Origin of the sequence: Streptomyces sp. ICBB 8177, from assembly GCF_003144095.1 — a bacterium.
GTDB lineage: Bacteria > Actinomycetota > Actinomycetes > Streptomycetales > Streptomycetaceae > Streptantibioticus_D.
This window is the reverse complement of record NZ_NSKH01000023.1, coordinates 146,327-168,042: the sequence shown is the minus strand read 5'-3', so window position 1 is coordinate 168,042 and position 21,716 is coordinate 146,327. Positions and strand designations below refer to the sequence as shown.

The 21,716-nt window shown below is 73.7% G+C and carries 21 protein-coding genes; 14 read left to right on the top strand and 7 right to left on the bottom strand.

All coding sequences use genetic code 11. The features are described from left to right. Positions 1 to 285 precede the first annotated feature (285 nt). Entirely contained in the window at positions 286 to 1,068 is a 783-nt protein-coding gene (locus CK485_RS21240; RefSeq protein ID WP_241968589.1) for a polysaccharide deacetylase family protein, read from the top strand. Between the two features lie 22 nt (positions 1,069 to 1,090). Here the strand turns inward: CK485_RS21240 and CK485_RS21235 are convergent, their stop codons facing one another. From CK485_RS21235 to CK485_RS21225, 3 genes are all read right to left on the bottom strand, one after another. Continuing rightward, entirely contained in the window at positions 1,091 to 2,524 is a 1,434-nt protein-coding gene (locus tag CK485_RS21235) for a DNA-3-methyladenine glycosylase 2 family protein (protein ID WP_109453469.1), read from the bottom strand. Between the two features lie 169 nt (positions 2,525 to 2,693). Beyond that, positions 2,694 to 4,082, bottom strand: coding sequence for a carotenoid oxygenase family protein (locus CK485_RS21230; RefSeq protein ID WP_109453468.1), 1,389 nt, complete (start codon positions 4,080 to 4,082; stop codon positions 2,694 to 2,696). Between the two features lie 77 nt (positions 4,083 to 4,159). Continuing rightward, complete coding sequence (locus CK485_RS21225; protein ID WP_109453467.1) at positions 4,160 to 4,726, bottom strand: hypothetical protein; 567 nt, start codon at positions 4,724 to 4,726, stop codon at positions 4,160 to 4,162. A 113-nt stretch (positions 4,727 to 4,839) separates the two neighbouring features. Here CK485_RS21225 and CK485_RS21220 point away from each other — a divergent pair, with 113 nt between their 5' ends. Further along, complete coding sequence (locus CK485_RS21220; protein ID WP_109453466.1) at positions 4,840 to 5,520, top strand: PadR family transcriptional regulator; 681 nt, start codon at positions 4,840 to 4,842, stop codon at positions 5,518 to 5,520. A gap of 178 nt (positions 5,521 to 5,698) precedes the next feature. Beyond that, positions 5,699 to 5,824 carry a hypothetical protein gene (locus tag CK485_RS30105; RefSeq protein ID WP_275124648.1) on the top strand — a complete coding sequence of 42 codons (126 nt, stop codon included), beginning with the start codon at positions 5,699 to 5,701 and terminating at the stop codon, positions 5,822 to 5,824. Between the two features lie 58 nt (positions 5,825 to 5,882). On the opposite strand, the gene rsgA is transcribed toward CK485_RS30105, so the two are convergent. Together rsgA and CK485_RS21210 are read right to left on the bottom strand one after the other, a co-directional pair. Further along, a complete protein-coding gene (gene rsgA, locus CK485_RS21215; protein WP_109453465.1) occupies positions 5,883 to 6,953 on the bottom strand; it encodes a ribosome small subunit-dependent GTPase A in 1,071 nt (356 codons plus the stop codon). A gap of 142 nt (positions 6,954 to 7,095) precedes the next feature. Then, on the bottom strand, positions 7,096 to 8,373 hold the full coding sequence (locus tag CK485_RS21210) for a YihY/virulence factor BrkB family protein (RefSeq protein ID WP_241968513.1): 1,278 nt from the start codon (positions 8,371 to 8,373) through the stop codon (positions 7,096 to 7,098). An 18-nt stretch (positions 8,374 to 8,391) separates the two neighbouring features. Here CK485_RS21210 and CK485_RS21205 point away from each other — a divergent pair, with 18 nt between their 5' ends. Continuing rightward, positions 8,392 to 10,029: an acyl-CoA dehydrogenase family protein gene (locus CK485_RS21205; RefSeq protein ID WP_109453463.1), complete on the top strand. Its 1,638-nt coding sequence runs from the start codon at positions 8,392 to 8,394 to the stop codon at positions 10,027 to 10,029. 388 nt (positions 10,030 to 10,417) lie between these two features. Next, positions 10,418 to 11,698 carry a GAF domain-containing protein gene (locus CK485_RS21200; RefSeq protein WP_241968512.1) on the top strand — a complete coding sequence of 427 codons (1,281 nt, stop codon included), beginning with the start codon at positions 10,418 to 10,420 and terminating at the stop codon, positions 11,696 to 11,698. Positions 11,699 to 11,707: 9 nt separating this feature from the next. Here CK485_RS21200 and CK485_RS21195 read toward each other — a convergent pair whose 3' ends face one another. Together CK485_RS21195 and CK485_RS21190 are read right to left on the bottom strand one after the other, a co-directional pair. After that, complete coding sequence (locus tag CK485_RS21195; RefSeq protein ID WP_109453461.1) at positions 11,708 to 13,177, bottom strand: carbohydrate binding domain-containing protein; 1,470 nt, start codon at positions 13,175 to 13,177, stop codon at positions 11,708 to 11,710. Between the two features lie 209 nt (positions 13,178 to 13,386). Continuing rightward, complete coding sequence (locus tag CK485_RS21190; RefSeq protein ID WP_199239463.1) at positions 13,387 to 14,004, bottom strand: hypothetical protein; 618 nt, start codon at positions 14,002 to 14,004, stop codon at positions 13,387 to 13,389. 371 nt (positions 14,005 to 14,375) lie between these two features. Between CK485_RS21190 and CK485_RS21185 the strand changes: the two genes are divergently transcribed. The 9 genes from CK485_RS21185 to CK485_RS21150 all read left to right on the top strand — a co-directional run bounded on the left by CK485_RS21185 (position 14,376) and on the right by CK485_RS21150 (position 21,646). Further along, on the top strand, positions 14,376 to 15,239 hold the full coding sequence (locus tag CK485_RS21185; RefSeq protein ID WP_241968511.1) for a class F sortase: 864 nt from the start codon (positions 14,376 to 14,378) through the stop codon (positions 15,237 to 15,239). A gap of 36 nt (positions 15,240 to 15,275) precedes the next feature. Continuing rightward, the gene (locus CK485_RS21180; protein ID WP_109453460.1) at positions 15,276 to 15,860 is read left to right on the top strand and encodes a GNAT family N-acetyltransferase; all 585 of its coding nucleotides are present in this window, start codon (positions 15,276 to 15,278) and stop codon (positions 15,858 to 15,860) included. A gap of 93 nt (positions 15,861 to 15,953) precedes the next feature. Further along, positions 15,954 to 16,037 (top strand): putative leader peptide, encoded by an 84-nt coding sequence (locus CK485_RS30185; RefSeq protein WP_342673503.1) that lies wholly within the window; start codon positions 15,954 to 15,956, stop codon positions 16,035 to 16,037. Positions 16,038 to 16,170: 133 nt separating this feature from the next. Next, a complete protein-coding gene (locus tag CK485_RS21175) occupies positions 16,171 to 17,868 on the top strand; it encodes a nitrite/sulfite reductase (protein WP_109453459.1) in 1,698 nt (565 codons plus the stop codon). After that, a complete protein-coding gene (locus tag CK485_RS21170) occupies positions 17,865 to 18,047 on the top strand; it encodes a hypothetical protein (RefSeq protein ID WP_109453458.1) in 183 nt (60 codons plus the stop codon). Before CK485_RS21175 ends, CK485_RS21170 begins: the two co-directional genes overlap by 4 nt. Next, a complete protein-coding gene (locus CK485_RS21165) occupies positions 18,044 to 18,772 on the top strand; it encodes a phosphoadenylyl-sulfate reductase (protein WP_109453457.1) in 729 nt (242 codons plus the stop codon). The genes CK485_RS21170 and CK485_RS21165 overlap by 4 nt, the downstream gene beginning before the upstream one ends. 56 nt (positions 18,773 to 18,828) lie before the next feature. Continuing rightward, positions 18,829 to 19,374, top strand: coding sequence for an adenylyl-sulfate kinase (cysC, locus tag CK485_RS21160; protein WP_109453456.1), 546 nt, complete (start codon positions 18,829 to 18,831; stop codon positions 19,372 to 19,374). Further along, the gene (gene cysD, locus CK485_RS21155; protein WP_109453455.1) at positions 19,371 to 20,306 is read left to right on the top strand and encodes a sulfate adenylyltransferase subunit CysD; all 936 of its coding nucleotides are present in this window, start codon (positions 19,371 to 19,373) and stop codon (positions 20,304 to 20,306) included. Before cysC ends, cysD begins: the two co-directional genes overlap by 4 nt. Before the next feature lie 2 nt (positions 20,307 to 20,308). Continuing rightward, complete coding sequence (locus tag CK485_RS21150) at positions 20,309 to 21,646, top strand: GTP-binding protein (protein ID WP_109453454.1); 1,338 nt, start codon at positions 20,309 to 20,311, stop codon at positions 21,644 to 21,646. Positions 21,647 to 21,716 lie beyond the last annotated feature (70 nt).

Below are 21,716 nucleotides of genomic sequence, written 5' to 3'. Positions count from 1 at the left end.
GACCGCGGGCACCGCCACGGCAGGAGACACGGCGTCCGCACACGGGACGCCGGCGAGCGGGACCAGGAGGGCCTAGACATGGCGCGGGTGCGGGGCGGGTGGAACGGCGGGGACCGGACACCCGGCGGCAGCGAGGGCTGGTACGGGAACGGCGGGGGCGCCGACGGGAACGGTAGCGGTGGCGCGGATCAGTGGCCCGGCGCCGCGGGCGCGGGCGGCGGGCTGCCCGGTGGCGGGCCCGGGCGGCACGGACGGCGTCGGCGGGCCAGGATCGCGGCGGCCTCGGTGGCGGGGCTGGCGGCGGCGGGCGTGCTGGCCGGGGTGTGGACCGCCCAGGCGGGCGAGCCCTCGCACCGCACGGTCGCGGCGCCCGCCGCCTCCACCTCCGCGGGGGCGTCGAACGGCGCGCCCACCCCGATCCCCGGGCAGACCTCGGTGCCGGACCCGAAGCTCCCGGCGCCGGTGGTGAACATGGACATCGCCCACGCGGCGGCCACCGGAGGCAGGGCGGTCAACATCACCATCGACGACGGGCCGGACCCGGTGTGGACACCGAAGGTGCTCCAGGTGCTGAAGGAGAACGGCGTCAAGGCCACGTTCTGCATGATCGGCCCGCAGGCCGCCGCCCACCCCGAGGTCGTCCGGCAGGTCGTGGCGGACGGCAACCGGCTGTGCGACCACACCGTGTCGCACAACACGTCCATGGACCACATGCCGGACTCCTACCAGTCCAAGGAGATCCTGGACGCCGAGCAGATGATCGAGAAGGCGTCGGGCGGGGTGAAGCCGATGTACTACCGCGCCCCGGGCGGCGCCTTCACGCCGTACAGCCGTCAGATCGCCGCGTCCCAGGGCATGCGTCCGCTGGGCTGGAACATCGACACCAAGGACTTCGACCGGCCCGGCGTGCCCACCATCGTCAGCACCCTCAAGAGCGAGCTGCCCAACGGCCCGACCATCCTCTTCCACGACGGCGGCGGCAACCGCGGCCAGACCGTCGCGGCGCTCAAGGAGATCCTGCCCTGGCTCAGGCAGCAGGGCTACGGCTTCAGCTTCCCGGTGCGCTGACACCAGGCCCGGTGCGCGGCAGTCAGGCCGCCCCGGCCGTGGCGGAGCGTTCCCGTTCGGCCTGCCAGAGGTGGTGCAGGGCGTAACTGCGCCAGGGCCGCCAGCGCTCGGCGGTCCCCTCGTCCACGATCCCCGTGGGCAGGAAGACGTCCGGGTCGCCCAGCGCCCGCATCCGCACGTACCCGGCCGTCCACAACCCGACCCCCGGCAGCGCCCGCAGCGCCGCGGCCGACCGCTCGCGGTCCGCGCCGGGGTCCAGTCGCAGCGTGCCGTCGTCGAGTGCGGCGGCCACCGCGCGCACCGCGGGGTCCACGTAGTGCGCCGGGTAGGCGTCGGCGAGCGTGGCCGCGGTCGGGAACAGATGGGTGAGCCCGCCGTCCGCCCCGCCCGGCAGCGGCTCCCCGTAGGCCGCCACCAGGTCCCCGGCCGCCGACGGCGATCCCGCGACCGCGCTGAGCGCCGTCTCGGCCGGGTCCGCCGAGCCCGGCGAGCGCAGTCCGGGCCGCGCCGCGACCAGTGGCCCGAGCAGCGGGTCCGCCCCCAGCCGCGCCGTCACCGCGCCGGGGTCCGCGTCCAGGTCGAACAGCCGGCGCACCCGCTGCACGGCCGTCGTCAGATCCCGCAGGTCGGCCAGGCGCAACCGGCACTCCAGCCAGTTCCCCTCGCGGGCCGCCCGGCCCGGCTCGGCGACCTCGATGACCGCCGCACCGTGCGGCAGGCGCAGGGTGCGGCGGTAGCGTCGGGAACCGGGCGCGCCGACCACCTCCTCGATCCCGGGGACGGCGTGCCGCCGCAAGTGGTCCAGGACGGCGGCCGCGTCGTACGGACCGCGGTGCGCCAGCCGCAGCGGCAGGACGGTGCGGCCTTCCGTAGCGGGGCTGCGGCCGGGACGCCGGGCGGGGGCCGCGGCGCGCAGTTCGGTGGGGGTGCGGTCGTAGATCTCGCGGATCGAGTCGTTGAACTGCCGCACGCTGGCGAACCCGGCCGCGAACGCCACCTGCGTGATCGGCAGCGCCGTGGTCTGCAACAGCACCCTGGCCGTCTGCGCGCGCTGCGCCCGGGCGAGCGCGACCGGCCCGGCACCGACCTCGGCGGTCAGCTGCCGGTGCACCTGCCGCTCGCTGTACCCCAGCCGCGCCGCCAGCCCCGCCACCCCGTCGCGGTCCACCACGCCGTCCCGGATCAGCCGCATCGCCCGGCCGACCAGATCCGCGCGCACGTCCCACTCCGGTGAGCCGGGCACCGCGTCGGGACGGCAGCGGCGGCAGGCCCGGTACCCGGCGCTCTGGGCCGCGGCGGCGGTCGGATAGAAGCTCACGTTGTGCCGCTTGGGGGTGACGGCGGGGCAGCTGGGACGGCAGTAGATGCCGGTGGTCCGCACCGCCGTGAAGAACACGCCGTCGAACCGCGCGTCGCGGCTGCTCACCGCCTGGTATCCGGTCTCCGCGTCGATCACGTCTTCCAGTCTCCGTCATCCCCCGGCCGCGCGACTGGCGGAAATCGGACGCGACGTTTCCTCCTGCCGAGACGGCCGGGACGGAGGCCGGGCGGGCGGCGAAACCGGCGGGCGGCGGAGGCCGGGGGTTCCGCTCGGGCCCGCTCCCCCGCCCCGGCTCCCGGCCGGGCTACGCCCGCGCGTCCGGTATCCAGCTGCCGTGGAAGCCCGCCGGTACCCGGCGCGGCAGGGTCACGGCAGCCACCCGGGTCATCTCCCGGGCGTCCAGGACCAGCAGCTGCGAGCCGTGGCCCGCGCGGTCGGAGACGATGGACAGCAGCCAGCCACCGTCCTCGTCCGCGGCGCCGTCCTCCGCGACGAAGACCGCCTCGCCCGGAGCGGTGTCCGCGCCGGTGTCGTAGGCGTGCGACGTGCCGGCGACGGTGTCGTACTTGACGATCGCGTGCTCGGCGGCGGTGTAGAGGTAGCGGCTGGGCCGCCCGGTGAGGGTGTCGTTGAGGGTGGGGAACTCCACCTCGCGGTCGTCCAGCGCCTGTTCGCCCACCGTGCCGGTGGCCGGGTCGAGCCGCCAGCGGTACAGGCGGGCCGCCTGGTCCGCCTCCGGCAGGCGCCCGGTCACCGACGGGTCGTCGACCTCGCCGCCGATCGGCTTCCACACCGCGGCGAAGCCCGCCGGGGAGTAGCGCACCGCGTCCAGCACGACCCGCCCGGCCGCGTCCTCGTACGCGTTGCCCACGTGGAAGACGTAGCAGGGGTCGACGTCGAACCAGCGCACCTCGCCCGCGCCGTCCCGCCGCATCAGCCCGAGACGCGCGCCGTACCCGTCGTCCCAGCGCGTCGGCATGCCCCTGCCGAGCAGCGCGAGGTCGAAGACGACCGGCAGGTCCAGCCAGACCACGTAGTGCTCGGTGATCGCGAAGTCGTGCATCATCGTGCCCGCCGGGACCGCGATCTCCCGGCTCTCCACCAGCTCACCCGCCGCCGACAGCCGGTGGTAGGTGAGGTACGGGGGGACCGCGCCGTAGCCGAAGAAGAGGAGCTCACCGGTGACCGGGTCCTCCTTGGGGTGGGCGGTCATCGCGGTGGTCAGCCGCCCGCCGAAGTCGCAGGGCCCGACGGTGTCCAGCTCGGGGGTGACCTCGTAGGGGAAGCCGTTCTCCACCAGGGCGAGGAGTTTGTCGGCGTGGGCTATGACATGGGTGTTGGCGGTCACGGCGGCCCGGTCCAGGGTGCCGTCGGGGCGGAAGAACGAGGCGCCCTCCAGCTTGCGGGTGCGCACCCAGCGGTTGCGGTACCACTCGGCGCGGCCGTCGCGCAGCCGCACCCCGTGCAGCATCCCGGCGCCGGCGAACCAGTGGCCGGGGTCCTCACCGGGGCGGGGGTTGGGCCCGTTGCGCAGGTAACGGCCGTTGAGCCGGGGCGGCAGGGTGCCGGTGACCTCCAGGCCGAAGCCCTCGCTCTCGTCGGGCACCGGGGCGAAGTGGCCGGTCAGGTAACGCGGGGCGGACGAGACGGTCGAGGGGGCCGGGCTGGTCGAAGCGGCCGGGCTGGTGGTCATGGTTCCTCCTGGGTGAGGCGGCGAAGGCGTCGCGGTCGGCGCGGGAGCGGTACGGATTCGGGCGCTCGGAGCGCTGGTCAGGCCCGCGCCGCGGCGGCGGCCCGCGCCCGGGCGGCGGCGGAGTAGCGGGCGGTGAAGACGGCCGGGACCACGAAGCCCGCGATGGTGACGAGCGTGACCAGGGAGCCGGAGCCGTGGGTGGCGCGCAGGGCGACCATCGCGGCGCCGCTGAGGGTGAAGCTGATGGCCCAGGCCGAGGTGATGACCGCGTTGACGCGGTAGAAGACCGGGCTGTCCCAGACCTCGGACGGCACCGTCTGCTTGGCTATGCCGAGCGTGAAGGGGCGGCGTATCGCCAGGGAGCCCCATGCCGCCAGGGCCAGCCACAGCGAGGACGCGGCCTGGATGTAGGGACGGGCGGACGAGTGCGGTTCCGCGAAGGCGACCGCCACCACGATCACGAAGTAGAGCGACGAGCAGGCCTCGATCACCAGCGAGTCCCAGCCGCGGCCGGAGCGGCGGGCGCTCAGCAACTCCGCGGCGGTCCACAGCAGGCCGACCAGCGCACCCCAGCGCCAGTCGAGCGCGGAGGCCACCACCGAGTACGCGATCCAGGGCAGGAAGGGACGGATGAAGCCGAGCATGGGAACTCCCCGAGGCCGGACGCCGTACCCCCCGGGCCGACGTTCCACTACTGACATGTCGAAGGTAGAGCCTTCCGGCTCGACATGTCAACGCTGGAAGGTAGGATTCCCCCATGAGCCTTCGACACGCGGTACTGGGACTCCTGGCCTACGGCCCGGCCAGCGGATACGACCTGCTCAAGACATTCGACCAGTCGCTGGCGAACGTGTGGCCCGCCACGCAGAGCCAGCTCTACACGGAGCTGGGCCGCCTCACCGACGGCGGACTCGTCACCGTCCAGGCCGAGGGCCCGCGCGGGCGCAAGGAGTACGCCATCACCGACGCCGGACGCGAGGAGTTCCACCACTGGCTGACCGAGGTGGAGCCCGAACGGCCGCGCCGCGACGGGATGCTGCTGCGCGTCTTCTTCCTCGACCAGGTCGAGCCCGACAAGGCCCGCACCTTCCTGGAGCGCCGGGCCGAGGCCGCCGCGGCGTACCACGACCAACTGCTCTCGCTGCGCGGCCCGGTGACCGACGACACCCACCCGCTGGCGGTCAACGGCCGACTGGCGCTGGAGTACGGGATAAGGGTCACCGACACCATTCACCACTGGGCGAGTTGGGCCGCCGACCGGGTCAACTCGACCACGTACGACAAGACAGGCAAGACGAGCAGGACCGGCAGGACGAGCAAGTCCCGGGAAGGGGGCGACGGCGCTCGGGGCGCGGACGGCGGCGACGGTGCTCGGGGCGCGGACGGCGGCGACGCGTTGGGAGCGGCCGGCCCGGTGAACTCCAAGTCCCGCCGCTGATCGGCAACCTGACGCGGTGTGCGTCAGCGCACCCGTCAGGCGGACGCCTGTTCGTTCGCGGCGAATTCCCGTGCGAGGGACAGGTGATGGTGTGGGGGCCCCTCCCCACGGGAATGTCACGGGCACGGAGCAGCCGTGAAGACCGCGTGAAGCCCGCGCCAACTCCCTGGAGGAGCCCATGCTTTACACGATCGTGCTGGGCGTCGTGATCGTCGCGCTCGGCGTAGGCACCGTGCTCTACACGTTCTGGCACGAGGGCAGTCCCATCACCGCCCGCCGCCGGCGCCACAACGGCGCCGGCTGACGGACGGGGCCCGGGACCTACCTCCCGTGCCCTGAACACCTCCAGGGCACGGGACGCCTCACGCCCCGCCGCGTTTGGCCGCGCTCCGGGCCTGGCCGACCGCCGCCCTGCGCTTCCACTCGCGGCGCTGTTCCGCGCGCAGCCGGGCGTCGGTGCGGGAGGCGATCCAGGCGTTCTCGCGCAGCAGTTTGCGGTAGCTGTCCAGCCTGCGCTGTGCCAGCTCACCGTCCTCGACCGCGCCGAGGACCGCGCAGCCCGGCTCCGCGGTGTGCGCGCAGTCGTGGAACCGGCACTCGCGCGCCAGTTCCTCGATCTCGGTGAAGACCCGCTCCACCCCGGACTCCGCGTCGTACATGCCGACGCCGCGCAGTCCGGGCGTGTCGATGACCACGCCGCCGCCGGGGACTGGGAGCAGGTCGCGGCTGGTCGTGGTGTGCCGGCCCTTGCCGTCGGCGTCCCTGATCGTCCGGACGAGCTGGGTGTCGCGGCCGGTCAGGACGTTGGCCAGGGTGGACTTGCCGGTGCCGGACTGCCCGAGCAGGACCGTCGTGCCGCCGGTGAGGCAGGCGGTCAGCGCGCCGAGTCCGGCACCGGTCGCCGCGCTGACCGCGAACACCGGGACGCCGGGGGCGGCGTCCTGCGTGTCGGCGACCAGGTGCCCGAGCTGCGGTTCGGGCACCAGATCGGACTTGGTGAGCGCGACCAGCGGCTGGGCCCCGGACTCCCAGGCCAGGGCCAGGAAGCGTTCGACCCGGCCGAGGTCGGGGTCGGTGGCGAGCGAGACGGCGACCACCACGTGGTCGACGTTGGCGGCGAGGACCTGGCCGTCCGACCGCTTGGAGGAGCCGTTGCGGACGATGGCGCTGCGGCGCGGCAGCAGCGCCCGCACGAGCACCGGGTCGCCGGTCGTGTCCAGCGCGGCCCAGTCGCCGGTGCAGACCCAGCGGGTCGGGTCGGGCGAGGTCACCGGTGAGATGTCGGCGCGCACCGGCCCTTCGCCGGTGATGGCGTCGCAGAGCGTGCCGTGGACGCGCAGTACGCGGGCGGGGACCAGGCCCCGGGCGGCGTGCGGCGCGAAGTCAGTGTCGAGCGTGCTGTCCCAGCCGTAGCCGGAGAGCGTGGAGTTCAAGGGGAAGGCCCTTCGAGGTGAGCGAACGGTGAGGAACGGTCGTACGGGTACGGGCGGTGCCCGGCGCGATGACGGCCATGGGTCCCACCTCCTCGCTCACGCGTGCCGCTGAGGGCCTGCTTTTCCGATGTCGCGGGCGACGCTACTGATCGTCCTCGTCGCCGTCCACCGATTTGCCGCCGGGCGGCGTGCCGTCCTCGGTGCCCCCCTCCTGCTCCGGCTTCCGCTTCCCCCGGCCTCCGGGCTCGTGGTGCTTGCGCAGCCGGGACCGCACGTCGTCGGGCGGGAGGAAGCCGGCCCAGCGTTCGGGGAACTCGGAGGGCGGCTCGCCCTCGTCCGCGGAGCCGTCGTCCTCCCCGTCGTCCTCGTCGTCCTCGTCCTCCTGCGCGCTCTCCCCCGCCGTCTCCCCGTAACGGCGCCCGGCGCGGCGGGCGGCGGCGCGCGCCACGACCTCCGCGGCGGCGGCCTCGTTGGCCCTGGCCCGCTCCTCGCGCGCGGTGGCGGTGGCCAGCGACGGCCAGACGCGGTCGATGGCGGCGTTGACCGCGGCGCCGACCAGCACGGCGAACGCGGACACGCCGATCCACAGCAGCACCGCGACCGGCGCCGCCAGCGAGCCGTAGATGGTGGGCCCCTCGACGGTGTGGGTGAGGTAGATGCGCAGCAGGAAGCTGCCCAGCACCCACATCAGCAGCGCCACCAGTGCCCCCGGCACGTCCTCCAGCCAGGGCGAGCGGACCGGCACGGAGACGTGGTAAAGCGTCGTCAGGAACGCGATGGACAACACCAGGACGACCGGCCAGTACAGCACGCGGACCGCCCCGGCGCTGTGCGGGATCCAGCCCACGACCGCGTCCGGGCCGGCCACCAGGAGCGGCAGCACGACCGCGCCGACCACCAGCGCGACCACGTACAGGCCGAAGGACAGCAGCCGGGTGCGGATGATGCCGCGGCGGCCCTCCAGCCCGTACATGATGGTGATGGTGTCGACGAAGACGTTGACCGCGCGGGAACCGGACCACAGGGCGATGACGAAGCCGACCGAGATGATGTCGGGCCGCCCGCGGCGGAAGACGGTGTCGACCAGCGGGCGCACCAGCTGGTTGACGCCCTTGTCCGACAGCACGGTGCCGGAGGCGGTCAGGATGTTCTGCCTGATGTGGTCGATGGTGTGGCCGCCGAGCGCGGTGTCGAGGTAGCCCAGCGCGCCGACCAGGCCGAGCAGCAGCGGCGGCAGCGACATCAGCACGAAGAAGGCGGCTTCGGCGGCGAGGCCGGTGACCCGGTACTCCATGCACGCGTCGAAGGTGTCCTTCACCAGCAGCCAGAGCACTCTGCGCTTGGAGACCTCCGCGTACAGGGCGCGGGCCCGGTGCCACCTTCCCGGTCTCCTCGGCGGTGTTCCCTCTGCTGCGTGCACCTGCATACCGTAGCTGTCATGGCAGTCCCTACACACACGGTGACGAACCAGGTTCCGCCCCTGGTCGCATACGACGTCTACGCGTCCGATCCGGCCCTGACGGAGGGCGTGGCACGGCACGCCGCGCCCGAACGGCTGGACGAGATCACCTCCGAGCTGAGCGAACTGGGCCGCTCCGCGGGCTCGGCGCAGGCGCAGCGCTGGGGCGAGGAGGCGAACGCCTGCTCGCCCGTGCTGCGCACCCACGACCGCTACGGCCACCGGATCGACGAGGTCGACTTCCACCCCAGCTGGCACCGGCTGCTGGGGCACGCGGTGTCGGCCGGGCTCACCGCCGCCTGGTCCCGTCCCGACGGCCACCTGCGGCGCACCGCGGGCTTCATCGCCTGGACCCAGGTCGAGGCCGGCCACGGCTGCCCGCTGTCGATGACGCACGCCGCGGTGCCGGCGCTGCGCGCGGAGCCGTCGCTGGCCGCCGAGTGGGAGCCGCGGCTGACCTCGCGGGTCTACGATCCGGAGCTGATGGCGCCGGGTGCCAAGCCGGGCGCGCTGTTCGGCATGGGGATGACGGAGAAGCAGGGCGGCTCGGACGTGCGGGCCAACACCACGCGGGCCGAACCGCTGGCGGAGGAGGGCTGTTACGTCCTGACCGGCCACAAGTGGTTCTGCTCCGCGCCGATGTCGGACGGCTTCCTGGTGCTGGCGCAGGCGCCGGGCGGGCTGACCTGCTTCCTGCTGCCGAGGGTGCTGCCGGACGGCACCCGCAACCCGTTCGCCATCCAGCGGCTGAAGGACAAGCTCGGCAACCGCTCCAACGCTTCGTCCGAGGTGGAGTTCTCCGGCACCTGGGCACGCCGGGTCGGCGAGGAGGGGCGCGGGGTCGCCACCATCATCGAGATGGTGGCCGCGACCCGGCTGGACTGCGTGTCGGGTTCGGCGGCGCTGATGCGGCAGGCGGTCGCGCAGGCGACGCACCACGCGGCGTACCGGGAGGCGTTCGGCGGTCCGCTGATCGACAAGCCGCTGATGCGCAACGTGCTGGCCGACCTGGCGCTGGAGTCGGAGGCGGCGACCACGCTGGCGCTGCGGCTGGCGGCGGCATACGACGCGGACGGCGAGCACGAGCGGCATCTGCGGCGGATCGCGGTACCGGTCGCCAAGTACTGGGTGACGAAGCGGTGTCCGGCGGTCGCCGGGGAGGCGCTGGAGTGCCTGGGCGGCAACGGCTACGTGGAGGAGTCGGGCATGCCGCGGCTGTTCCGCGAGTCGCCGCTGAACTCGATCTGGGAGGGTTCGGGCAACGTCCAGGCGCTCGACGTGCTGCGCGCGATGCAGCGGGAGCCGCAGGCGCTGAACGCGTTCCTGGTGGAGATCGGGCAGGCGCGCGGCGCCGATCACCGGCTGGACGCGGCGGTCAAGGACCTGCTGACGGAACTGGGCGACCTGGAGGGCATCGAGGCGCGGGCCCGGCGGGTGGTGGAGCGGATGGCGGTGGTGCTCCAGGGCTCGCTGCTGGTGCGGTACGCGCCCGCGCCGGTCTCCGACGCATTCTGCGCCTCCCGGCTGGGCGGCGACTGGGGTACGGCCTTCGGCACGCTTGCGCACACGCTGGACCTGGCGGCGGTGGTGGACCGGGCCCGCCCGGCCGTGGAGTGAGCGCCGTCACGGCGTGACCGGAACCGCTCCGTGTACGCCGGCACCTGCTTCGTACGCCGACCGCTCTTCGTGGGCCCGTCCGCGCAAACGTCTTGCCGTGTCCCCTGTTCGGGTGATTGGGGGACACGGACGCGGTGGAAGGCAGAAGAATACGGGTGGTGCCGCGCCGACTCGGCACCACCCCCGGTCCGCGGTCAGCGGCCCGGAGGGGGCCTGGGCTGCTGACGTGACCCCGCTCAACTCTCCGTCAGGGCACAGGCGACGCACAACAGTTGCAGTACGTTGCACGTCTCGCGCCGAGGGGGCCGCGGGCGCGAGCCACCTGCGTCCGGCCCCCGCGCAACGACATGGGGGGAGCGACTCAGTGGCTTCGGTGGAGGGGCAGACCGTGTCCGGGGCGACCGGCGCGCGCGGGCCGTTGCCGGGCCCCGGCGCCGCGCCCAGGCCGCTGATCGGCGAGTCGTGGCATCGCACGCTGCGCAGCGGCCTCGATCCCGACCGCCGCAACCGGCCCAGCTATCTGCCGCTGGACGAGCTGGAGGGCCTGCGCCGCAACACCCGGCTGCGGGAGATGCTGCCGACGCTGCGCGACGGGCTGTCGGCGCTGTCGGACGCCGACAGCCATCTGATGCTGGTCTGCGACAGCGAGGGCCGGGTGCTGTGGCGCGACGGGAGCCGGTCGATGCGGCGCAGCGCGGACCGTCTCGAACTGGTCGAGGGCACCGGCTGGCTGGAGGAGGTGGCCGGCACCAACGGCATCGGGACCACCCTGGTGGCCCGCAAGCCGATCCTGGTGCACGCCTCCGAGCACTTCGTGCGGGCCTACCACGGGCTCAGCTGTGCTGCGGCGCCGTTGTACGACCCGTGCGACGGGCGGCTGCTGGGCGTGATGAACGTGACCTCGCCCGCCGACTGCCGTCCCTCGGCGATGTTCGCGCTGGTGACCGCGGTCGCCAAGGTCGCCGAGGGCGAACTGCGCTCCCGCCACTGGCAGTCGGTGGCGCGGCTGCGGTCGGTCGCGGCGCCGGTGCTGGCCCGCACGGGCGGCAGGGCGATCGCGGTGGACCGGGACGGGTGGACGGCGGCGGTCACCGGGATGGCGCCGGTGGACCGGATCGCGCTGCCCGAGCGGCCGGCCGCCGGGGAGGTGTGGCTGCCCGCGTTCGGCCGCTGCGCGCTGGAGCCGTTGCCGGGTGGCTGGCTGGTGCGCGTCGCCCCGGGCGGGGAGCGGGAGCCGGTGGCGGCCGGGCGGGTGGTGGTGGACCTGTCGCACCCCAGGTCGTGGTCGGTGACGGTCTGCGGCGCGGTCGGCCAGTGGTCGCAGAACCTCAGCCCGCGCCACGCCGAACTGCTGCTGGCGCTGGCGCTGCGCCGGGAGGGGAGCACCGCGGCGCAACTGGCGGCCGACCTGTTCGGGGACGCCTCGCGCACGGTGACGGTGCGGGCCGAACTCTCCCGGCTGCGGCGGACGTTGGCGGGGGTGCTGGCGCACCGGCCGTATCGCTTCGCCGACGAGACCGAGGTCCAACTGCGGCGCCCGGCCGACCCGTTGGACCTGTTGCCGTTCTCGACCGCGCCGGTGGTGCTGCGGGAGCGGCACGGCGCGGACGCGGACGGTGGTGGCTCCGGGGCGGGCGGGCCCGGCGCTCGCCCGCCCCGGAGCGACTGAGGGGCCGGGTCAGCCGGTGTACTGCGCGAAGATCTTCGAGAAGTCGTACGGATTCTGGGTGACGTCGGTGCACTTGTAGAGGGCGCCGGTGCAGGCGTTGGCGTCCCGGGTCTCCTCCCAGAAGGCCAGCATGCCCAGGTGCTTGCTCTGCGCGAAGGCCACCAGCCGGCGGGCGTCGTCGAGCGAGAAGACGTTGCCGTCGTCGTTCTGGCCGATCATCGGGGTGACGCCGACCATCGACCACAGCTGCGCGTCGGTCCTGTCCGGGTACAGGGCGGCGAGTTGGTCGTGGGTGGCCTGGGCGGCCTGGGTGGCGGCGGTGCCGTAGTCGACGCCGCTGCGGTAGTAGTCCATGGCCATCACGTTGACCAGATCGATGTTGACGCCCGCGTTGATCGCCGACTTGACCACGTTGATCCCGTCGGAGGTCAGGCCCTCCGGCAGCACCGGCAGCGTCAGCGACACTCTCAGCCCCGGGTGCGCCTTCTGGAGCATCGCGATGGCCTGCGAACGGCGGTCGACGGACGCCTGGTCGGCGACGGCGGCGCCCTCGATGTCGAAGTCGACGTACGTGAGGTCGTAGGCGTCGACCACCGCGTTGTACTCGTTGAACAGCGAGGTCGCGTCGGTGCAGGCCTGCGCCAGCTCGATGCCGGACTCGCCGCCGAAGGAGATCTTCACGTCGCCGCCCGCCGCGCGGATGGCGTCGATCTGGTCCTTCGCCCACGCGGTGCGCGGGTCGTAGGCGTTGAACCAGGACGCCTTGCAGCCCACGGAGGTGACGAAGGCGAGGGTGAAGTCCTTCAGGCCGCCGCCGGAGGACAGGTCGCTGAGGGTGGGGGTGGGCCAGGCGCCCATGTCGACGTACGGGGCGACGTGGACGGGCACCGAGGGCGGCACGGGGGTCGGGGTGGGCGTCGGAGTGGGTGTCGGCGTCGGGGTGGGGGTGCCGCCGGAGCCGGTCGCGAGCGTGAAGTCGTCGGCGGCGTAGGCGCCTTGGCCGTACCAGCCGTGCACGTAGACGGTGACGCTGGAGGTGGAGGCGCCCGTGGTGAACGTGGTGCTCAACTGCTGCCAGCCGGTACCGCTGCCGGAGGTCCAGGTGCTGGGATCGGTGCCGCCGGTGCCGCTCGCGCCGAGGTAGACGTAGGAGCCCTGCACCCAGGCGGACAGCGTGTAGGTGGTCCTGGGCTGGACGGCGACGTTCTGCTCGCACTGGGCGGTGTCGCTCGCGGTGGGCGTGGCGTGCAGCGCGTACGAGCCGGTGTGGGCGCCCGGGCCGACGGCGCCGGTGGAGCCGTCGCACGACCATGGCGACAGGCCGCCGGACTCGAAGCCCGCGTTCTGGATGCCGGTGCCGTCGGCGTGGGCGTGGCCCGGCAGCGCGGCGGTCAGCGCTCCGGCGAGACCTAACGCGGCGACGGCGGTGGCGGCGGTCAACGCCCGTCTGCGGTGCTGCGGTCGGCGTTCCCTGGGCATGGCGATGCGCCTCCTGAGGGGTGGGGGTGAGCGGGGCAGCGCACCCCTCAAGTTGGACTAGACCAACGGAGGCGTCAAGGGTTCGGGCACGATGCGTGCGGGCGCCGCGTAACGGCGTCCACGCCGCGCCCGTCCCGGATCCACGCCGCGCGAACGCCCCCGCGCCGTGATCGGGGGCGGGGGCGTCCGGGGCGGGACGTGGCGCGGCGTCAGGCCTTCGAGCCCGAGCGGCGGCGGGCGAGGAACGCGGCGCCGCCGGCCGCGGCGAGCGCCAGCAGCGCGCCGCCGAGCGCGGTCTCGGTGGAGTTCATGCCGGTGACGCTGCCGCCGAGGCCGGTCCTGGCGCCCTTCGACGGGACGACGACCGCCTTGCCGCCGGTGACGGTGAAGCGCCCACCGGTGACGGTCCGGCCGCCGCAGGTGGCGGTCACGCTGTAGGTGCCGGGGCGCGCGGCGGAGAAGATCATCGGCATGGCGACCGAGGAGCCCTGGTTCGGGATGCCCTTGAGCGGGGTGCGCGGGAACGCGTTGGACTCGACGATGCCGCCGGTGCGGCAGGACGAGCCGTCCACGGTCACGGTCAGCTTGCCACCGGGCTTCACCGAGGTCGGGAAGACGAGGATGTTGCTCGGGCCGGACGGCGCCGCGCTGGAACTCGGGCTGTGCAGCGGCAGCGGCTGCGAGCTGGGGCTGTGCAGCGGCATCGCGCTGGACGAGGGGCTGCTGAGCGGGAGCGGACTGCTGTCGTTCGCCACGGCGAGGGGGGCGGCCAGCGCGACGGAGGCGCCGGCTATGACGGTGGCGGCGAGAGCACGAGAGACGGACATCGATGTTCCTTCCATGGACACGCCCGGGGCGCGGCGCCCCGGAAGTCGGCAGGGGCGCGTCCTTCTCGACACTCACCCGCCCCGGTGCGCACCGCATCCGCGGTGCCACCGTCCCCGCGCCATCCGGCGTGCCGGTGGCGGCGGTTGAGGTGCTGGTCAGGGCGGGTCCCGCGAGTCCTGTGCGCGCGGGCGGGGCCTCGTACGACGATCACTCGGACGGCGGCGGACGGGGCGGTGCCGCGCCACCCGTTCGCCCGGTACGCGTGGCCGGGCGAAGGGGGCGTGGCTAGCGTTCACGGCGTCAGGCAGTGGTGGCCCCGGTGCCTCGGGCGCGGCCTCGATGCCCCGGGCGATACGGAAGGTGGTGGCCCATGAGCGGGGAGGGCGGCGGGACCGCCGCGGCGCGCGGGCGCTGGACCCTGCCGCTGGCCATCGCGCTGTCGGCGGTGCTGGGGGTGACCATGGTCCGCAACGGCCTGCGGGAGTCGGCTCCGCCCCGGCCCGCCGCCGTCGACGCGCCGACCCGGCCGTCGCCCGCCGCGTCGCCGGGGAAGGGGACCGGGACGGGGCCGGGGGCGCGGACGCGGCCGAGGGCGTCCACGAGCGGCACCGGTGGCGACGGCGGCGGCTCCGGACCGGCGGACGCGGCCCAACTCCCGCCCGTTCACGCCCCGTTGCCGTTCTCGGCGCCCGGCCGGGTGCGGATCCCGTCGATCGGTGTCGACGCCCCAGTGACCCGCGTGGGGCTCGAGGCGGGCGGCTGGGTCGGGGCGCCGTCGCCGACCGACCGCAACCTCACCGGCTGGTACACCCAGGGCCCCGCCCCCGGCGAACGCGGCACCGCCGTCATCGACGGCCACGTCGACACGATGGCGGGCCCCGCGGTCTTCTACGGCCTGGGCGCGCTGCACCGGGGCAACCGCGTCGAGGTCTCCCGCGCGGACGGGCGCACGGCCGTCTTCACGGTCTACGGGGTCGCGCTCTACCCCAAGGCGGGCTTCCCCGCGCGACGCGTCTACGGGGACACCGGGCAGCCGGAGCTGCGGCTGATCACCTGCGGGGGCGACTTCACCAAGGAGCGCGGCTACGACAGCGACGTCGTCGTGTTCGCCCGCCTGACGTCGGTGCGCGCCGGCGACGCGGAAGCAGCCACCGGGGTGACGGGAGACGACGCCCAGGGCCGTCTCGGGCCGCCGTCCGCGGCGGTGCTGAGCCGGATCGTCCCGGTCCGGTAGCGACAGCCCGAGCCGCCGCGTGGTTGGGTGTCCCGCATGGACAGCCGCGCCGCCGCCGTGACCACCTGGTCGCTCGAACAGACCTCCCCCGACGACCTCGTACCCGCCGCGGTCCCGGGAGCCGACGCGGGCGTACGGATCATGCGGGCGCGGGTGCCGTGCGCGGCGTTCAGCCGGTTCCTCTACACCGCGGTCGGCGCGGACGTCTCCTGGGTGGACCGCCTGCCCTGGCCGCCCGAGCGGTGGCAGCGCCACCTGGAACAGCCGGGTGTGGAGACCTGGGTCGCCTACCGGCACGGCACCCCGGCCGGGTACGTCGAACTGGCGGCGGGGGACGGCGGGCAGGTCGAGATCGTCTACTTCGGCCTGCTGCCCGCGTCCCGGGGGCGGGGCATCGGCGGACACCTGCTGTCCTGCGGCACCGCCCGGGCCTGGGACCTGGCCGAACGGTGGCCGGGGCGGGCGCGGACCGAGCGGGTGTGGCTGCACACGTGCAGCCTGGACGGGCCGTACGCGCGGGCCAACTACGAGCGGCGCGGCTTCCGCCTCTTCGCGACCGAGGTGGCCCCGGCCCCCGCGACGGACCCGGCCCCCACGTCAACAGCCGCGGCGCCATCGTGACCGGCGACACACTCGTCTCAACCATTGAGCTATAGAAGTCCAGCATATGGATACCGGTGGACTGCCCGGAGACCGCCGTGCCACGCTTCCGTCATGTCTCGCGCTGGAATCGCCTTGGTAGGTCGACTGCACGTCGACCTCGGCCGCATGTCCAGCGCCATCTGTCCGGCGAGCTGACGTCCAGCGCCACTTGAGCCCCACGCCCTCCCGCCACCGCTGACGCGCGGGCCCCCGCTGCGCCGTTCTCGCAGGTCAGGGCGGTCCCGCTGATCCGCGCCCCGTACCGAGCCGCCCGAAGGACCGCATTCCCATGGCCATCACGCCCGAGCAGCCGAAGGCCGCACCGTCCCGCCGCAAGGCAGGCCGCCACCGCGGCGAGGGACAGTGGGCCGCGGGGCACCTCACCCCGCTCAACGGCAACGAGCAGACCAAGAAGGACGACGACGGTCTCAACGTTCGGACACGTATTGAGACGATCTACGCCCACCGGGGTTTCGACTCGATCGACGGTGCCGACCTGCGCGGCCGGATGCGCTGGTGGGGCCTGTACACCCAGCGCAAGCCCGGCATCGACGGCGGCAAGACGGCCGTGCTGGAGCCGGAGGAGCTGGACGACGAGTTCTTCATGCTGCGCGTCCGCATCGACGGCGGGCGGCTGACGACCGAGCAGCTGCGGGTGATCGGCGAGGTCTCGCAGGAGTTCGCCCGCGGCACCGCGGACATCACCGACCGGCAGAACATCCAGCTGCACTGGGTGCGCATCGAGGACGTCCCGGAGATCTGGCGCCGCCTCGAAGGCGTCGGCCTGTCGACCACCGAGGCGTGCGGCGACACCCCGCGCGTCATCCTGGGCTCGCCGGTCGCCGGGATCGCCGAGGACGAGATCATCGACGGCACGCCCGCCATCGAGGAGATCCAGCGCCGCGTCATCGGCAACAAGGCGTTCTCCAACCTGCCGCGCAAGTTCAAGTCGGCGATCTCCGGCTCGCCGCTGCTGGACGTGGCCCACGAGATCAACGACGTCTCGTTCGTCGGCGTCGTCCACCCCGAGCACGGGCCCGGGTTCGACCTGTGGGTCGGCGGCGGCCTGTCCACCAACCCCAAGATCGGGGTGCGGCTCGGCGCCTGGGTGCCGCTGGAGGACGTGCCGGAGGTCTACGAGGGCGTCATCTCGATCTTCCGCGACTACGGCTACCGGCGGCTGCGCACCCGCGCGCGGCTGAAGTTCCTGGTCGCCGACTGGGGCGCGGAGCGCTTCCGCGAGGTGCTGGAGCGCGAGTACCTGCTGCGCACGCTGGTCGACGGCCCCGCGCCCGAGCAGCCCGTCTCCCGCTGGCGCGACCACGTCGGCGTGCACCGGCAGAAGGACGGCCGCTTCTACGTGGGGTTCGCGCCGCGCGTCGGCCGGGTGGACGGCACCACGCTGACGAAGATCGCCGACCTGGCCCAGGCACACGGCTCGGGCCGGCTGCGCACCACCGTCGAGCAGAAGATGATCGTGCTGGACGTGGCCCAGGACCAGGTCGAGTCCCTGGTGGCGGGCCTGGAGTCGCTGGACTTCCAGGTGAACCCCTCGCCGTTCCGGCGCGGCACGATGGCCTGCACCGGCATCGAGTTCTGCAAGCTGGCGATCGTGGAGACCAAGGCGCGCGGCGCCTCGCTCATCGACGAACTGGAGCGCAGGTTCCCGGACTTCGACGAGCCGATCACCATCAACGTCAACGGCTGCCCCAACGCCTGCGCCCGCATCCAGACCGCCGACATCGGCCTGAAGGGCCAGTTGGTGCTGAACGACGCCGGCGAGCAGGTCGAGGGGTTCCAGGTGCACCTGGGCGGCGCGCTCGGTCTCGACGCGGGCTTCGGCCGCAAGGTGCGCGGCCTGAAGGTGACCTCGGACGAACTGCCCGACTACGTCGAGCGCGTGCTGACCCGCTACCGGGCGGAGCGCGAGGACGGCGAGCGCTTCGCGACCTGGGCGGCGCGGGCTGACGAGGAGGCGCTGTCGTGAGCGAGCGAGCGGCCCCGTTCTACTGCCCGTACTGCGGCGACGAGGACCTGCGGCCCTTCGAAGAGGGCCACGGGGCGTGGGAATGCGCCGCGTGCAACCGGGCGTTCCGGCTGTCGTTCCTGGGACTGCTGGCCAAGGGCCTGCGGCACGGCAACGGCGGAGGGGGCAACGGATCATGACGAGCAGTCAGCACGATGTCGGACAGCGATCCTGGCGCACGGACGAGGAGTTGCGGGAGCTGGCCGAGCGGGCCGGGCGGGAGCTGGAGGACGCGGACGCGCTCCAGGTGCTGCGCTGGGCCACGGCGGAGTTCGGCGCGCGGTTCTGCGTGACGTCCTCGATGGAGGACGCGGTCGTGGCGCATCTGGCCTCCCGGGTCGCGCCCGGCGTGGACGTGGTCTTCCTGGACACCGGATACCACTTCCCCGAGACCATCGGCACCCGCGACGCGGTGGCCGCCGTGATGGACGTGAACGTGATCACGCTGACGCCGCGCCGGACGGTGGCGGAGCAGGACGCCGAGCACGGCCCGAGGCTGCACGACCGCGACCCGGACCTGTGCTGCGCACTGCGCAAGGTCCAGCCGCTCGAAGAGGGGCTGGCCGGTTACGACGCGTGGGCGACGGGACTGCGCCGCGACGAGTCGCCGACCCGGGCGAACACCCCGGTCGTCGGCTGGGACGCCAGGCGCCGCAAGGTGAAGGTCTCCCCCATCGCGCGCTGGACGCAAGCGGACGTGGACGCCTACGTGGCCGAGCACGGCGTGCTGACCAACCCGCTGCTGATGGACGGTTACGCCTCGGTCGGCTGCGCGCCGTGCACCCGCCGGGTGCTGGAGGGCGAGGACGCCAGGGCGGGGCGCTGGGCTGGCCGGGCCAAGACCGAGTGCGGACTGCACGGCTGATGACCACCGGACGAGGTGTGGCCGCGACGGCGGCCGCGAGGGCACAGGAGATACCCATGGGCGTGACGGACCAGGGAGCCACGGTGTGGCTCACCGGTCTGCCGAGCGCGGGCAAGACCACCATCGCGCACGCGCTGGCCGGCCGGCTGCGCGGCGAGGGCCACCGGGTGGAGGTGCTCGACGGCGACGAGATCCGCGAGTTCCTCTCCGCGGGCCTCGGCTTCAGCCGCGAGGACCGGCACACCAACGTGCAACGCATCGGCTTCGTCGCCGAGTTGCTGGCCTCGCACGGCGTCAAGGCGCTCGTGCCGGTCATCGCCCCGTACGCCGACAGCCGCGAGGCGGTCCGCAAGCGGCACGAGGCCGCCGGCACCCGCTACCTGGAGGTGCACGTGGCGACGCCGGTCGAGGTCTGCTCGGTGCGCGACGTCAAGGGCCTGTACGCGAAGCAGGCGGCCGGGCAGCTGTCGGGCCTCACCGGCGTGGACGACCCGTACGAGGCGCCCGCGGCACCGGACCTGCGCATCGAGACCCACACCCAGGACGCTTCGGCGTCCGCCGCCGCGCTGCACGCGCTGCTCACGGAGAGGGGACTGGCGTGACCACCGCGACCCAGCGCAACGAGGGCACCGCGAGCCCGTACGCGCTCAGCCACCTGGACGCACTGGAGTCCGAGGCGGTGCACATCTTCCGTGAGGTGGCCGGGGAGTTCGAACGGCCGGTGATCCTGTTCTCCGGGGGCAAGGACTCCATCGTCATGCTGCACCTGGCGCTGAAGGCCTTCGCGCCCGCGCCGGTGCCGTTCGGGCTGCTGCACGTGGACACCGGGCACAACTTCCCCGAGGTGATCGCCTACCGTGACCGCACGGTGGAGCGGCACGGCTTGCGGCTGCACGTGGCGTCGGTGCAGGACTACATCGACGACGGGCGGCTGCGCGAGCGCCCCGACGGCACCCGCAACCCGTTGCAGACCGTGCCGTTGCTGGACGCCATCTCCTCGGGCCGCTACGACGCCGTGTTCGGCGGCGGGCGGCGCGACGAGGAGAAGGCGCGGGCGAAGGAGCGGGTCTTCAGCCTGCGCGACGAGTTCGGCGCCTGGGACCCGCGCCGCCAGCGCCCGGAGCTGTGGCAGCTGTACAACGGCCGCCACGCGCCCGGCGAGCACGTGCGCGTCTTCCCGCTGTCGAACTGGACCGAGCTGGACGTGTGGCAGTACATCGCCCGCGAGGGCATCGAGCTGCCGGAGATCTACTACGCGCACGAGCGCGAGGTCTTCTCCCGCGGCGGCATGTGGCTGACCGCGGGTGAGTGGGGCGGGCCGAGGGACAACGAGCCGGTGCGTCGGCGGCTGATCCGCTACCGCACCGTCGGCGACATGTCGTGCACCGGCGCCGTCGACTCCGACGCCGCCACCATCGAGCAGGTGATCGCCGAGATCGCCGCGTCCCGGCTCACCGAACGCGGTGCGACGAGGGCCGACGACAAGCTGTCGGAGGCCGCCATGGAGGACCGCAAGCGCGAGGGGTACTTCTAGCCATGACCGAAACCGTGACCGACGCCCTGGACGTCTCGGCGACCTCGCTGCTGCGCTTCGCCACCGCCGGTTCGGTGGACGACGGCAAGTCCACCCTCGTGGGGCGGCTGCTGCACGACTCGAAGTCGGTGCTCGCCGACCAGTTGGAGGCCGTCGAGGCGGCGTCGCTGCGCCGCGGGCAGGAGGCGCCGGACCTGGCGCTGCTCACCGACGGGCTGCGCGCCGAGCGCGAGCAGGGCATCACCATCGACGTGGCCTACCGCTACTTCGCCACGCCCAGGCGGCGGTTCATCCTCGCCGACACCCCGGGCCACGTGCAGTACACCCGCAACATGGTCACCGGTGCCTCGACCGCCGAGCTGGCCGTGGTGCTGGTGGACGCGCGCAACGGCGTGGTGGAGCAGACCCGCAGGCACGCCGCGGTGGCCGCGCTGCTGCGGGTGCCGCACGTGGTGCTCGCGGTCAACAAGATGGACCTGGTGGAGTACGCGGAGCCGGTCTTCGCCGCGATCGCCGAGGAGTTCACCGCCTACGCGGCCTCGCTCGGCGTCCCGGAGATCACCGCGATCCCCATCTCGGCGCTGGCCGGGGACAACGTGGTGACGCCGTCGGCGCACATGGACTGGTACGGCGGCCCGACCATCCTGGAGCACTTGGAGACGGTGCCGGTGGGCACCGACCCGGCGCACGCCCCCGCGCGCTTCCCCGTGCAGTACGTGATCCGCCCGCAGACGGCCGAGCACCACGACTACCGCGGCTACGCGGGCCGGATCGCCTCCGGTGTGCTGCGCGTCGGCGACCCGGTGACGGTCCTTCCGTCCGGCGCGGCCTCCACGATCGCCGCCATCGACGCGCTGGGCGAGCGGGTGGACGCGGCGTGGGCACCGCAGTCGGTGACGGTGCTGCTCTCCGACGACGTGGACGTCTCGCGCGGCGACCTGATCGCGCCCACCGCCTCCGCCCCCGTGCCCACCCAGGACGTCGAGGCGACCGTGTGCCACCTGCACGAGCGGCCGTTGCGGGTCGGCGAGCGGGTGCTGCTCAAGCACGGCACCCGCACCGTCAAGGCGATCGTCAAGCGGCTGCCGTACCGGGTCAACCTGACCGAGGGCCTGGCGCACGAGGACGAGCCGGAGCGCCTGGGCGTCAACGACATCGGCGCGGTCGTGCTGCGCACCGCCGAGCCGCTGCCGCTGGACGCCTACGCGGACTCGCGGTTGACCGGTTCCTTCGTGCTGATCGACCCGGCGGACGGCTCGACGCTGACCGCGGGCATGACCGGCGAGCCGTTCGCGGCCCCGGCGGCGCGGGCGGCGGGCGACGAGGGGTGGGACTTCTGATGGGGACCGCGATGACGGGACCGTTGCGCGGCCCCGCCGGGACGGAACGGTTCTGCGCCCTGGCAGGGAC

Bases quoted from the DNA above. Each gene is read 5' to 3' on its own strand.
- CK485_RS21230 (WP_109453468.1), bottom strand. From the start codon at position 4,082: ATGACCACCAGCCCGGCCGCTTCGACCAGCCCGGCCCCCTCGACCGTC.
- CK485_RS21225 (WP_109453467.1), bottom strand. From the start codon at position 4,726: ATGCTCGGCTTCATCCGTCCCTTCCTGCCCTGGATCGCGTACTCGGTG.
- CK485_RS21220 (WP_109453466.1), top strand. From the start codon at position 4,840: ATGAGCCTTCGACACGCGGTACTGGGACTCCTGGCCTACGGCCCGGCC.
- CK485_RS30105 (WP_275124648.1), top strand. From the start codon at position 5,699: ATGCTTTACACGATCGTGCTGGGCGTCGTGATCGTCGCGCTCGGCGTA.
- CK485_RS21205 (WP_109453463.1), top strand. From the start codon at position 8,392: ATGGCAGTCCCTACACACACGGTGACGAACCAGGTTCCGCCCCTGGTC.
- CK485_RS21195 (WP_109453461.1), bottom strand. From the start codon at position 13,177: ATGCCCAGGGAACGCCGACCGCAGCACCGCAGACGGGCGTTGACCGCC.
- CK485_RS21190 (WP_199239463.1), bottom strand. From the start codon at position 14,004: ATGTCCGTCTCTCGTGCTCTCGCCGCCACCGTCATAGCCGGCGCCTCC.
- CK485_RS21185 (WP_241968511.1), top strand. From the start codon at position 14,376: ATGAGCGGGGAGGGCGGCGGGACCGCCGCGGCGCGCGGGCGCTGGACC.
- CK485_RS21180 (WP_109453460.1), top strand. From the start codon at position 15,276: ATGGACAGCCGCGCCGCCGCCGTGACCACCTGGTCGCTCGAACAGACC.
- CK485_RS30185 (WP_342673503.1), top strand. From the start codon at position 15,954: ATGTCTCGCGCTGGAATCGCCTTGGTAGGTCGACTGCACGTCGACCTC.
- CK485_RS21175 (WP_109453459.1), top strand. From the start codon at position 16,171: ATGGCCATCACGCCCGAGCAGCCGAAGGCCGCACCGTCCCGCCGCAAG.
- CK485_RS21165 (WP_109453457.1), top strand. From the start codon at position 18,044: ATGACGAGCAGTCAGCACGATGTCGGACAGCGATCCTGGCGCACGGAC.
- cysC (WP_109453456.1), top strand. From the start codon at position 18,829: ATGGGCGTGACGGACCAGGGAGCCACGGTGTGGCTCACCGGTCTGCCG.
- CK485_RS21150 (WP_109453454.1), top strand. From the start codon at position 20,309: ATGACCGAAACCGTGACCGACGCCCTGGACGTCTCGGCGACCTCGCTG.